Raw genomic sequence first — 12,552 nt, forward strand, 5'->3', positions numbered from 1 at the left:
TTCGGACAGGGTGTTGTAAGTGTGACAAGACAACACAAAATAAGCTAAGTAATGAGCACAGAGTACGCAACTCGATTTGATTACACAGCTTCCAAGTTTGTTAAATAACGACAAGTTTATTGACAAGGTGAGGACATACCTAAACGAATGTAGGTAATGATAGTCACCTTGCGCAAATGTCATCTTGAAAAGCAGCAGTCGCTTCGCGACGCAATATGCTTCGATGAATTTGCACCATTAATGTCTGGCGACCTTAGCGACACGGTACCACCTGATCCCATTCCGAACTCAGAAGTGAAACGTGTTAGCGGCGATGGTAGTGTGGGGTTTCCCCATGTGAGAGTAGCACATCGCCAGACTCCCATTAGAGAAAGGGCTATCCGTAAGGGTAGCCCTTTTTTGCATTTACAGACTTTACATCTTAGGCGGATATCTCCATCACAGTTGGATAGCCCTTACTCTAAGCGCTGCCGCGCAACAGCACCCCAAGGGTAACCATACTCATCAAGTGTTATGCAATACCTGTCCATGTAATAGGAAAATAGGTGTCACACATCCATGTGGCTATCTCCAGTGCAGCATCCCTGCTGCCCGTTCCATCGGTTAACGCTTCTTCGAAGCTAAAAACAACCGATTCCACCCCCATGTGAGAGCCAAAAGATGGACAATTCTGTAGCACGGGCTTCAGCCCGTGTAATGCTGCTTTACTTAACGAAGTACCTTTATGCAAATTGATATAGGTAGCATTCCTTCTAAGCGCTGCCGCGCAATTGCACCTCAAGGGAAACCATACTCATCGAGTGTTATGCAATACCTGTCCATGTAATAGGCAACTAGGTGTCACACATCCATGTGGCTATCTCCAGCCCGACATCCATGTCGGTCGTGCGCTCGGGCGGAACTGCGTTCCTAAAACACCCTCGTTTACCCCCATGTGGAGTAAAGAAACGCGCAAACCTGTAGCACGGGCTTCAGCCCGTGGAATGCTGCTTTATCTAACGAAGCTACCTTTATGCACATTGATATAGGTAGCATTCCTTCTAAAGCGCTGCCGCGCAAGAACCATCCCGCAGAGAAACCTAACCCATCTTGTGTCTTGCAATGCCTGTCCATGTATTACCTGATGTATTAGATCGCTGTAATAAACTACTAGGTGTCATACATCCATATAGCGTCTACAACCTGCCAACCTGTAGAACGGGCTTCAGCCCGTAAAAACTTACGTCGATTTTATCTTTGAAAAAGGAATTTAAAGTAAAGAGCGAATAGCTTGTTATCCCGAGTTTTAACACTATGAGTATTTTATAAATAGAACAACAAGTTAGCCGTGACCTAGTACGGCTCTAATGGTATATTCTTGCTCTGATTTTACCTGCTGAAAACTTAAACAAAATAATAAATTCTAAAGAGGAACATATGGCTTCACCTAAAATTCACAATGCTGTACGAAAATATCACAGGTGGTTAGGGTTTTTCCTAGCAGGCATAATGTCAGTTTATGCAGTTAGTGGCATTCTACTTATTTTTCGAAAAACCGATTTTATGAAATTTCCACAACAGGAAGAGCATCAGTTAGAAAAAGGGCTAGGGGAAGAAGCACTTGTTAAACAACTCGGTCTTAAGAATATCAAAGTGGAAAGCCAGCAAGGTGATCTAATTCTATTTGCAGACGGTCAATACAACAAAAGTACTGGTGCGGCGGTTATAAATAAAGTCGACTATCCAATGCCGCTAGCAAAACTGGTTAAGTTACATAAAGCAACGCATAAAAGCCCATTGTTTTTCCTAAACATTAGCTTTGGAATAGCGCTTTTGTTTTTTGTGATATCAGCATTTTTAATGTTTATGCCCAAACTTCCGTTGTTTAAAAATGGCATAAAGATAGCGATTGCTGGTGCAGGATTTGCCCTTTTAGTTGTGATCTTTAGTTCATAACGCGGTTAAATCGTAAATGAAATATTATGCAATTTTAATAGCGATAGAACGTGTAAAAGTATCATCACTTCTTTCGGTAAAATACCACTGATTGGTTTCGTATAATATGTCAAAAATGGTTATCGAACTGGCCCGATATTTTTGTTGATAGGCCAGTTCAAGCGATTTGAAATAAGCCTCTTTTGCACACCAAATTCGATAATAAAATGATAACTTTTCGCCAGAAGATAATACCGACAGGTTTTTCAATTCTGACTCACTCATAAATAACTGAGCTAAAGAAGTTAAGTCTTTTTTATTCTTACGTTTTTCTATATCAATTCCTATTGGAAACGATGAAACAGCAAAACAGATTTTTTTATTACTATGTGACAGGCTGTATTTAAGTGATAAAGGTAAGTTAAGTACAGCTGGTACTGAGTTGGGTCTTTCGCTAATTTTCCAGAAATTCGGCTTTTTATCAAAATATTGGCTAAGGCCATGCCGAATCAGAGCTCTGCTATAAAGATATTCTTGTCGTTTATTAGGATGATTGATTTTTCCTAATCTTTCTCGTTCCGAAAAAGACAGTATGTTAGCTGTAGAAGAGGCAAGTTTAAGGTCATCATTTTCAACTTCAGTTTCCCAAAGTTGAAAATGATCATGTTGTTCGACGTTAGTCTGCAAGTGTCACTACTTCACCCATCAAAGCAACACCAGCTACGAATGCACCAGCGTGGCATTCATATTCGGTTTCGCTAGAAAACGTATTTTTCTTATAATAACTATTAATATTGACCACAGCGTTACCACCTTCTTTTTGAGCTCGCTCTTGTAAGGTTAATAAAGCTGACAATAGGACCCATTGGCAAGCTTCAATATCACTTTTATTAAAGGCATTGGTCTTTTTGTTAGTAGGATAACTTCCTAAACTTTTTACTACTTTGGGGTGTGGTTGTTCGCCAAAATAGAGGGCGATATCCGGGTACAATCTACTTTTAAAATCGGCTGATTCAAGTGCTTCTTGAATCGAGTACATATGTTTAGTATCGCGCGCAAAAGTAGTTGCTGTAGTTAGAATTAAGGTTAATCCTAAAAGAATTTTAACAAATTTCATGTTGGCCTAATCTCCATGTTAGTTGACAGTATATGTAGGTTCGATCACTACTCGTTTCCTTGACCTTAATTTAGAAGATTAAATTCTATGGTTTACGTCGTCAACTATTTCGCCGCAATAATCTTTTGGCATCACATTGCAATAATAAGTAAGTGAAGTAAAATGCTGTCGGATTTGTACATTTTCAATTAGTTCGAGTAATACGGAGAGATTTTTTGGCGGGATTTAAGTTAGAAGCATGGACTGCGCTAGCACCAAGCCTCGAACATAAAGATGACTGGCTTGTTTGGTTGAAAGAAAATAGACAAATCGACGATCAGAATCTAAATGTAAATCTAAAACACGTTCCTATGATGCTCAGACGGCGTTTTAATACCCTTGGTAAATGTGCAATGGGTGCAATAAAACAATTGAGTATCGATAATGCTAATTTACCTTGTATATTCGCTTCTCAGCATGGCGATACGCAACTCACTTTGTCACTTCTGGAAAACATAGGAAAGCATGAAGATATGTCCCCGACTGGGTTTAGTCTGGCGGTTCATAATGCGGTTAGTGGGTTATATTCTATAGTCAACAAAAATACTTGTGAAGTGACTGCTATTGCGGCAATGGAAGGTCTAATTGCCAGTGCATTATTTGAATCGATTGGCCAATTACAAAAGTCTGAAAAAGTACTCTGTGTGGTTTACGATGTGCCTTTGCCAAGTATCTATCAAGCGTATAGTGAAACAGTCGATTTTCCGTATGCAATTGCAATGGTGTTGAGTCGTGATAAAGGGGACGAAATGTCGTTCACTTATCAAGGGAATGTACCTGAACACGTAAAAGAACAAACGAATATCAACACGGAGATACGTAACTTTGTTGGCTATCTTTCCGGTCAGTTGAGCGACTATTCTTGTAATGTTAATGGCTCGATATGGAAACTGGAAAAGAAACTAAACAATGTTAGCTAAAATAACATTTGCATGGCGATGGTTTGCCACTGCATTCAGTTTTTTCATATTTGGTGTAGGTGGTATTATAGTGCCGCTGATTGTAGTACCGATATTATATATATTACCAGGTAGTCAATTGCAGCGAGAGGCTAGAGGCCAGAAATTTATCCATTTAGCTTTTGCTACTTTTATTAAGTTAATGCGCTTTTTGGGCGTTTTAACTTATGAAATTCACGGCGCTAAAGAACTTCGAAACGCTAAACTCGTATTGGCCAATCATCCAACATTGTTGGATGTCGTCTTTTTAATTGCTTTGATTCCCAATGCTAACTGTGTTGTAAAAGGGGCGCTCACTCGTAATCCTTTTATGCGCGGAGCGATAAAAGCAGCTGGTTACACAATTAATAGTGGAGCGGCAAGCGATGTGTTAATTGAAGCCAAAGAAGTGTTTGATAAAGGTCAAATAATGATCGTTTTTCCGGAAGGCACTAGAACTGTTCCGGGGCAATCTCATCTTCTTAAGCGAGGAGCTGCGAATATTGCTATTAGAGCTGGTGTAGATATTACACCGGTAATAATAACTTGTGTGCCAATATCACTTACAAAGCAAGATAAGTGGTATAATATCCCGTCAAGTCCAATGCATTTTAATATTTCGGCATTACCGGTAATTAAAGTGCACGACTTTCAGTCATCAAACGACATAAAAAATGCAAGATTGTTGACTGATTATTTAACTAAGTATTTTAATGCTGAGGTCGCAGTAAATGACAGCGTTACAAAATGAATTAAAAGAAATGATTATTGAGTGTCTTGATCTTGAAGACGTAGAATCAGAAGAAATTGATAACGAAGAGCCATTATTTGTTGAAGGTTTAGGATTAGACTCTATCGACGCACTAGAAATAGGGTTAGCTTTACAAAAACGTTATGGAATTAAACTTGATTCTAACTCGGAAGAAACCCGAGCTCACTTCGCCAACGTTAATGCGTTGGCAGATTTAGTCAAGAATCACAGAACACAATAAAGTAAGTCGCATATGATGAATAAACAGGAAGATACTTTTCAACAAGTAGTCGCACTTTTTGAAGAATTGTTTGAGTTAGATCCAGCAAGAGTCAAGCCTGACTCAAATCTATACAATGACCTTGATATAGATAGCATTGATGCTGTTGATTTAGTCGTGGAACTAAGAAAAATGACAGGCATTAAAATCAAACCCGAAGATTTTAAATCGGTCAGAACTGTAAATGACATCGTTGAGCAGGTAGACAAGCTAACTGCCGAGTAAAAGATGAAAACGCTGATCACCGTTTTGGTTGTACTTCTAAGCATCAGTTATCCCTTTGTGGTTTATGTCGGGTTGCAAAATTTTGAAGCTAAGTGGTTATTACCTTTCCTAGTGATTATGCTTGCGCTGCGTTGGTTTGCATCCGGACAAAATTCTGAACGAAAAGTCATTTTGACAACACTCGTGTTGTTAGGTTGTATTATGTTTTTTGTAGGTCATCAGGTCGGTTTGAAATTTTATCCGGTAATGATGAATTTCAGTTTTTTCGTGTTATTTGCTGGTAGTCTCTTTTCTTCAACTCCTATCGTTGAGAAGTTTGCTCGTATTAAGGAACCCGCTTTAACTCCTAAAGCAATAAAATACACACGTAAGGTAACAATTGTTTGGAGCATTTTTTTTGCGCTAAACGGGACGATTGCTTGCCTTACTGCGTTGTTCGCGTCAGATGAGTTGTGGATGTTATATAATGGATTGATAGCCTACATTCTAATGGGCGTGTTAGGCGGCTCAGAATGGCTTATTAGGCAACAGATAAGAAAGGCCTGATATGTCTGAATCGTTAACGTTGTCAAATTGGATGTCAATACGTCCAAATCAGGTTATAGCCATACGTTCTGGTCAAGTTATCAGTAGCGCAGAATTTACCACTAACGTTGCTCGTTGGAAAAACTTGTTGGCTCAACATTCGGGTCATCGTTGGGTTGTATATCATAGCGACCCATACGAATTTTTATCCATTCTTTATGCTCTGTGGTACTTACAACGGATCGCCTGTGTTCCCGGTGATAATCGACCCGCTACCATTGCACGATTGTCCAATAAAGTAGATGGAATGATTGGCGAAATTAGTCAAGGTATCGCGTTGGGTTCGAATGATGACTATCTCATAGAAGATAACTTCGCTTTACACGAACTTGATGGTTCACAAATAGCAGTCGAATTGTACACATCAGGTTCCAGTGGTGCTCCCAAAGCGATTACTAAAACAATTGCCCAATTACAAAGTGAATTAGCGAGCCTGCAAAAGCAGTGGCCTGCTGTTTCTGGCGCGGTGATATTGTCAACTGTGTCCCATCAACATCTTTATGGTTTGACGTTTCGTTTGCTGCGCCCATTCATTGCGGGACAACCCATATTATGCGAGTTGTGTGAATATACTGAAGATATCTATAATTTTGCTCAGGATCTTTGTCAATTTGTTTTAGTTTCGAGTCCGTCACATATATCACGGGTAAACGAATTATTAGATTGGTCGTCTTTAAATGCACTTTGTGTCAATATTTTTTCTGCCGCAGCGCCATTAGAACGTAACGATGCATTACGTATGAGCAAACTACTATCGGCTCCACTTTGGGAAATTTACGGTAGTTCCGAAACAGGTGTCATTGCTTGGCGCAGCCAAGCTGCTGACACAGAACAATCACTTTGGCAAAAGCTGCCAGATGTTGAATTTGAATTTGACCCAAATGAGCAAGTAAAAGTGTGCTCACCTTTCACTGATCCGCAGCACTCTGTATTGAGTGACAAGCTAAAAGTTTACCCAAATGGCTGCTTTGAACTACAAGGCAGATCCGATAACATTGTGAAGATTGAAGGTAAACGCGTTTCTTTAACCGCTATTGAGAACGCGTTGTGTGAACATTCGTGGATTTCAGAAATAAGAGCCTTTGTTGTTATTCGCAAGCGAACTGAAGTCGCTATAGCTTTGGTGTTAAGTCATGAAGGTGAGATTCAATTGATGCGCTCTGGCCGTCAGTTCATGATCAAAACCTTACGTGCACAATTGTTGTCAAAATTTGAAACAATCGTAGTCCCCAGACGTTGGCGATTTATTGATACAATGCCATATAACCAGCAAGGCAAAATAACCTTAGAATCCTTGCAAAATTTAGTGGAGCAACCAGCTTTGTTGAAATGGCCAACTATAAAAAATATAAAACACGATTCATCAAATCTTTTGATCAACTGCACTATGCCTAAAGAGTTGCTTTATTTTGATGGCCATTTTGAAAACGCGCCAATTTTACCCGGTGTAGTGCAAGTCCATTGGGCGCAAAAATACGCCGTTGAATATTTCAATATTTCACAGCGTTTTAGTCACCTTGAAGTGATTAAATTTTCTCATGTCATTCAGCCAGAAGAAGAGATAGAAATAGCTATCGAGTTCAATCAACAAAAACGAAAAGTGATGTTTTCATATCGTTCGGCTATTGGACTTCACTCTAGCGGACGAATTTGTTTTGAATAATAGTGAATTTAGACCGGCAATTCTGATCCCTGTTTATAATCATGAACATGCCATCGTGAATACGTTACAGCAGGTGATGACTTATGGACATCCGGTATTGCTGGTTGATGATGGTAGCCACGAACCTTGCGCTAAAGTGCTAGCGACATTAGCCTCTCAAAACGCTAATCAAGTCTCATTGTTAAGATTGCCAATAAACGGTGGAAAAGGGCATGCGGTCAAGGCAGGGTTAAGGCGATTATATCAAGATGGTTATACACATGGTTTGCAAGTGGATGCAGATGGACAGCATAATTTGGAAGATATACCTGAATTTATGCGCCTAGGGCAACAAAGTCCTCATACTTTGATTGCTGGCTATCCTCAGTATGACGACAGCATTTCCAACGGTCGGTTTTATGGTCGTTATTTGACTCACATTTGGGTATGGATAAATACACTTTCTTTTACCATAAAAGACAGTATGTGTGGTTTTAGGCTTTATCCAGTAAACGAATTTACGCAGTTATTAGAAACTGAACCCTGTGGCAATCGAATGGATTTTGATACTGAGGTAATTGTGCGTTGGTTATGGCGTGGTGGAAAAATTCATAATGTACATACTAAGGTAAATTATCCTACTGATGGAGTGTCTCATTTTAAGTTATTCAGTGACAACGTACTCATTAGCTGGATGCACACGAGGCTTTTTTTCGGCATGTTAATACGTTTGCCTAGATTATTATGGCAGAAACTCTAGATGCAAAAACAAACCCATTGGACCCAGATCCAGGAAAATGGCACTGTATTAGGTATAAGAATATTATTGTTTATCTATCGTATTTTTGGACGCAGTGTCTTTAGTTTAATCTTATTGCCTGTCATGCTTTATTACTACATAGTCAATAAAACTGCGCGAAACGCGTCGCAGCAATACCTTCAAAACCTAAAACCTTATATAGCCGAAGAACGATTTTCGAAACTGAGTTCTTTTCGGCATTTTCTCGCGTTTGGCAACATGTTATTAGATAAGTTGTTAGTCTGGATGGGCAAAATAGGATCTGAATCAATTGTGTTTGAAACACCGTCTGTTGTCGACAGTATTAAAGCATCAGGTAAAGGCGCATTAATTGTTGTTTCTCATTTGGGCAATATAGAAGTATGCAATGCGCTCAGGCAAAAACTAGATGAAGTAAAATTAACCATTTTAGTTAATACTGAACATGCCGAAAAAATTAACTCATTAATGCAGCAATTAGATAGCAATGCCCACGCTGAAATAATGCAGGTTAATGATTTATCGCCTGCTACGGCAATGATGCTGTCTCAACGAGTGGAGCAGGGAGAGTTAATCGTCATCGCAGGTGATCGCACACCTGAACATGCCGGCCGGGTTTCAGAAGTGGAGTTTTTAGGCAAGCCTGCACATCTACCACAAGGTGCCTTTATTTTGGCTAGCTTATTGAAATGTCCCATTTACCTATTGTTTTGTTTGAAACAACAGAAAAAATACCATATCTACGTTGAAACCTTTTCAGAACAATTAAAGCTTGCTAGGAAAACACGCCAGCAAGAACTCGATACTGTTGTGCAAAACTATGCTCTGAGGCTTCAGTATTATTGCACGGTAGCGCCGCTGCAGTGGTTCAACTTTTTCCCTTTTTGGCTGTCTCAAGAGTCGACATCCAAGCACGAAAAACGCGCGAATAATAAGTAAAAATTGCTGGCCCTTTAAGTTTAGTTAGGAAGATGTAGATGAGAGAAGCACAGGTAACTATAACAATTCCTTTTCATGATATTGATGTAATGCGAATTGCGTGGCATGGGCATTATGTGAAGTATCTGGAAATTGCTCGTTGTGCTTTGTTGGATGAGATTGATTATAACTTTCCCGAAATGGAACAATCCGGATATGCCTGGCCAGTTATAGATTTACACATTCGCTACGCTTATCCACTTAATTTTCAGCAACAAATTATCGTCAAAGCAAAAATAATCGAATGGGAAAATCGCTTAAAAATTAGCTATGTCATTGTTGATAAAGATTCTGGGAAACGGTTAACAAAAGCAACCACGACACAGGTAGCTGTAGAGATTAGTAGCAAAGAAATGCTGTTTGAATCACCACAAATACTGTTTGATAAACTTGGGGTGACGAAATGAAATCGTTAATTATATTTTTAATTGGCTTTCTACCAGTATTTGCCAATGCTGAATTTGATATTAAAAAACTCAATGCTGTCACGAATTCGCCTGATTATTTACAGGGCAAGTTTATCCAGCAAAAATATTTACAAGATTTCGACATGAGTATTGAATCGAACGGTACATTTCATTACTCGAAAAATGAACGTGTTCATTGGCAGACACTTGAACCGATTGAAAACCTCGTAGTTATGACGCCTAACAGCATTGTGAGTAGCCAGGGAAATACACAAGTGATGAGTTTACAGGCTGATACTAATCCTGTTGTGACCTTATTGAGTGATTTGTTTTTTTCGGTGTTAACTTCGCAATGGCAAAATTTAGAAACCTATTTCAGTTTGACAGGTGAGGTTAATGGTCAGGTATGGAAGGTTCAACTAATACCAAAAGATGCGACACTTGCGCAAGCCATTACCCGAGTCGAGTTGCAGGGAGAAAAGCATTTAAAATTCTTGAAGTTCTTTGAGAGCAACGGTGATTACACTGAAATCAAATTCATCGAGCTAAGCCAGACAAAGTGAAATATTCTTGGATCAAAATAGCAGGTTTAATCTGGGCATTGCTTGTTGTGTGCTTGGCTCTTACAGCGTTGTCTAGGCCTGCAAACTTTGATTCCAGCATCATGTCATTGTTACCAGAATCTAAGCAACAGCCACTGGCTCAACAAGCAATAGAACAGACAACTGCGAGGTTTTCCAAACGCCTGCTCATTTTAGTCAGTGGCGAAAACGAGAGTGTAATTAAAACCGAACTTGAAACTCTTGCAGCTGAGTTTGCAGCATTGGAACCGGTAGCAGAAGTGCGTTGGCGAATTCAGGGAAATCAGCTGCAAACCTTTTACAATGAAATGTTTCCCTACCGCTTTGTTTTATTGGATGAGCAAAGCCGAAATAAGTTAATTGCTGAAAATTATCAGACCTTCGAAAAGCGCGCTTTAGCCAATCTATTTAGTCCTGTCAGTGCGGGTAAAATTGAACTGGTTGACGATCCATTTGGCTTTTACACCCAGCTAAGTCAGCGGCAAACAACTGACATTAATGTACAAATTAGCGAGGCATTTTTAAAAGTTAAAAATGCGGATACGCCCACGTATTTAATGCTGATAACATTGAACAAAGAACCTTATTCTCTTGCCGTGCAGAAGATAATAATTGCTGCTTTATCTGATCAGAAAGAGCGCCTTAAAAAGCTGAATTTAACGGTGCAAAGTTCTGGGATGATTTTACATGCAGCGGCAGGAGCAGAGCAGGCTAAAAGTGAAATTTCCAGTATCGGTATAGGTTCATTTGTTGGCATTATTGTATTGCTACTGATAGTGTTCCGGCGCATTAAACCGCTAGCGCTGATACTGTTGCCAGTGACTATTGGCTGTATAACTGCTGTGGCGGTTACCCTTTTGATTTTTGGTCAGGTGCACTTAATTACGTTGGCTTTTGGGGCTGGGTTGGTCGGTGTATCAATTGACTATGCGCTACATTATGTTTGCGAACGCCAACAAACAAGCGCAGTTTCAGTACTAGCTAAAATTTTCCCGGGATTAATACTTGGTTTACTATCAAGTGTCTTAGCATATGCGGTTCAGGCTTTTGCTCCCTTTCCAGGACTACAACAAATGGCATTGTTTTCGGTGGTCGGTTTGGTGGCTTCTTGGTTAACCGTAGTATTAATTTATCCACTTTTAACCCGAAATGATGCCAATCGAACGCTGCCTTTAGCTCAATCGTTATTTCGCTTACGAAATAAAATCCCGGCCTTTCGTTTTCGAGCGTTAAGTGGTGTGTTGTTAATTGCGCTTGGCGCAACCGCTATCATCACCATATTAAATGGCACCTCACAAGATGATATTCGTTTGTTGCAAACATCTCCGGATAGCTTGTTGCAGCAAGAACGATCAATTCAGACGTTACTGGGTACCAGTAGCAGTACTCAGTTTATTCTGGTTAAATGCGATAATTTAGAGGCCTGTTTGAATAAAGAACAACGTCTATTTCCCAATTTAACTGAGTTGCGAAATCTAAATATTATTCCTGACTTCCAAGCATTATCGTCGCACTTGCCTTCTAACAGTAGGCAAGGTGAAAATTACCAATTGGTGCAGCAATTATATGACGCTAAACTAGCTGATTTATACGGCAAGCTGAAGCTTGACTCAGTTAAATTACAATCATCACTAGATGCATTTTCTGACGCTAAAAATAATCTACTAAGCTCGCATACATGGCTAAGCATGCAAAGTAGTGAGGCGTGGCGTGATCTGTTGGTAAGTCAAGAAATTAACAATAGTGCGACAATTATTCGTTTTTCTGGTCATCTCAATAATGAGGCTAAAGCGGCAATTGGAAACTTGCTAAGCGAAGATTCGGATTTGGTTTTTATTGATCAAGTAAGCAATATCTCAGATTTGATGAAGAACTACCGGATGCAGGTAAGCCAACTCATTTTCCTAGCTTATGCGATTGTTTTCGTCATACTTTTCTGGCGCTATCGTCTCCAAGTATGGAGGGTGATTTTACCGCCGTTAATGGCGTCCCTGATAACCTTAGCCAGTATTACTTTGATTAACGGTGGAATGAACATGTTTCACTTATTGGCCCTGATTTTAGTGCTTGGTATTGGATTGGACATGGGGATTTTCATGACCGAATCTGCAGAAAGTCAGTACACTTGGCTAGCGGTTTCAATGTCTACTTTTACCAGTCTGCTCGCCTTCGGGTTATTAGCCTGGAGTCAAACCCCAGTGTTACATCATTTTGGCTTGACGGTACTAATTGGGTTGAGTTTAGTGTGGGTGCTGACACCCATGATGCGAAAAACAATTTAATAAATATGCAGGTGGCTAGCCTGATAAAAAGACAA

At 39.7% G+C, this 12,552-nt stretch carries 15 protein-coding genes and 1 rRNA gene; 13 read left to right on the forward strand and 3 right to left on the reverse strand.

From position 1 onward, the window contains the following. Positions 1 to 243: 243 nt before the first annotated feature. Positions 244 to 359 (forward strand): 5S ribosomal RNA (gene rrf, locus GLIP_RS02280). A 152-nt stretch (positions 360 to 511) separates the two neighbouring features. On the opposite strand, the gene GLIP_RS02285 is transcribed toward rrf, so the two are convergent. Then, positions 512 to 781 carry a hypothetical protein gene (locus GLIP_RS02285; RefSeq protein ID WP_153886249.1) on the reverse strand — a complete coding sequence of 90 codons (270 nt, stop codon included), beginning with the start codon at positions 779 to 781 and terminating at the stop codon, positions 512 to 514. A 635-nt stretch (positions 782 to 1,416) separates the two neighbouring features. On the opposite strand from GLIP_RS02285, the gene GLIP_RS02295 reads away from it, so the two are divergent. Next, positions 1,417 to 1,935 (forward strand): membrane protein, encoded by a 519-nt coding sequence (locus GLIP_RS02295; protein WP_008842941.1) that lies wholly within the window; start codon positions 1,417 to 1,419, stop codon positions 1,933 to 1,935. A gap of 24 nt (positions 1,936 to 1,959) precedes the next feature. Here GLIP_RS02295 and GLIP_RS02300 read toward each other — a convergent pair whose 3' ends face one another. Further along, positions 1,960 to 2,601: a 4'-phosphopantetheinyl transferase family protein gene (locus GLIP_RS02300; RefSeq protein ID WP_008842942.1), complete on the reverse strand. Its 642-nt coding sequence runs from the start codon at positions 2,599 to 2,601 to the stop codon at positions 1,960 to 1,962. Continuing rightward, on the reverse strand, positions 2,591 to 3,031 hold the full coding sequence (locus GLIP_RS02305; protein ID WP_008842943.1) for a hypothetical protein: 441 nt from the start codon (positions 3,029 to 3,031) through the stop codon (positions 2,591 to 2,593). The genes GLIP_RS02300 and GLIP_RS02305 overlap by 11 nt, the downstream gene beginning before the upstream one ends. A 215-nt stretch (positions 3,032 to 3,246) precedes the next feature. On the opposite strand from GLIP_RS02305, the gene GLIP_RS02310 reads away from it, so the two are divergent. Genes GLIP_RS02310 through GLIP_RS02360 form a run of 11 tightly spaced genes read left to right on the forward strand, consistent with a single transcriptional unit; the run spans position 3,247 to position 12,517 of the window. After that, complete coding sequence (locus GLIP_RS02310; RefSeq protein ID WP_008842944.1) at positions 3,247 to 3,990, forward strand: beta-ketoacyl synthase chain length factor; 744 nt, start codon at positions 3,247 to 3,249, stop codon at positions 3,988 to 3,990. Continuing rightward, positions 3,980 to 4,759, forward strand: a complete 780-nt coding sequence (locus GLIP_RS02315) for a lysophospholipid acyltransferase family protein (RefSeq protein WP_008842945.1) — start codon at positions 3,980 to 3,982, stop codon at positions 4,757 to 4,759. Before GLIP_RS02310 ends, GLIP_RS02315 begins: the two co-directional genes overlap by 11 nt. Next, positions 4,740 to 5,000 (forward strand): phosphopantetheine-binding protein, encoded by a 261-nt coding sequence (locus tag GLIP_RS02320; protein WP_008842946.1) that lies wholly within the window; start codon positions 4,740 to 4,742, stop codon positions 4,998 to 5,000. The genes GLIP_RS02315 and GLIP_RS02320 overlap by 20 nt, the downstream gene beginning before the upstream one ends. Before the next feature lie 12 nt (positions 5,001 to 5,012). Then, positions 5,013 to 5,264, forward strand: coding sequence for an acyl carrier protein (locus GLIP_RS02325; RefSeq protein ID WP_008842947.1), 252 nt, complete (start codon positions 5,013 to 5,015; stop codon positions 5,262 to 5,264). Between the two features lie 3 nt (positions 5,265 to 5,267). Beyond that, positions 5,268 to 5,810 carry a COG4648 family protein gene (locus GLIP_RS02330; protein ID WP_008842948.1) on the forward strand — a complete coding sequence of 181 codons (543 nt, stop codon included), beginning with the start codon at positions 5,268 to 5,270 and terminating at the stop codon, positions 5,808 to 5,810. A gap of 1 nt (position 5,811) precedes the next feature. Then, positions 5,812 to 7,512 (forward strand): AMP-binding protein, encoded by a 1,701-nt coding sequence (locus GLIP_RS02335; protein ID WP_008842949.1) that lies wholly within the window; start codon positions 5,812 to 5,814, stop codon positions 7,510 to 7,512. Then, positions 7,505 to 8,251 (forward strand): glycosyltransferase family 2 protein, encoded by a 747-nt coding sequence (locus tag GLIP_RS02340; protein ID WP_008842950.1) that lies wholly within the window; start codon positions 7,505 to 7,507, stop codon positions 8,249 to 8,251. The genes GLIP_RS02335 and GLIP_RS02340 overlap by 8 nt, the downstream gene beginning before the upstream one ends. Beyond that, positions 8,252 to 9,208 (forward strand): LpxL/LpxP family acyltransferase, encoded by a 957-nt coding sequence (locus GLIP_RS02345; RefSeq protein ID WP_008842951.1) that lies wholly within the window; start codon positions 8,252 to 8,254, stop codon positions 9,206 to 9,208. Between the two features lie 38 nt (positions 9,209 to 9,246). Continuing rightward, positions 9,247 to 9,654, forward strand: a complete 408-nt coding sequence (locus tag GLIP_RS02350) for an acyl-CoA thioesterase (RefSeq protein ID WP_008842952.1) — start codon at positions 9,247 to 9,249, stop codon at positions 9,652 to 9,654. Further along, complete coding sequence (locus tag GLIP_RS02355) at positions 9,651 to 10,217, forward strand: outer membrane lipoprotein carrier protein LolA (protein WP_008842953.1); 567 nt, start codon at positions 9,651 to 9,653, stop codon at positions 10,215 to 10,217. Before GLIP_RS02350 ends, GLIP_RS02355 begins: the two co-directional genes overlap by 4 nt. Then, the gene (locus GLIP_RS02360; protein WP_040521675.1) at positions 10,214 to 12,517 is read left to right on the forward strand and encodes an MMPL family transporter; all 2,304 of its coding nucleotides are present in this window, start codon (positions 10,214 to 10,216) and stop codon (positions 12,515 to 12,517) included. The genes GLIP_RS02355 and GLIP_RS02360 overlap by 4 nt, the downstream gene beginning before the upstream one ends. Positions 12,518 to 12,552 lie beyond the last annotated feature (35 nt).

The organism is Aliiglaciecola lipolytica E3, from assembly GCF_000314975.1.
In the GTDB taxonomy this organism is placed as follows: domain Bacteria; phylum Pseudomonadota; class Gammaproteobacteria; order Enterobacterales; family Alteromonadaceae; genus Aliiglaciecola; species Aliiglaciecola lipolytica.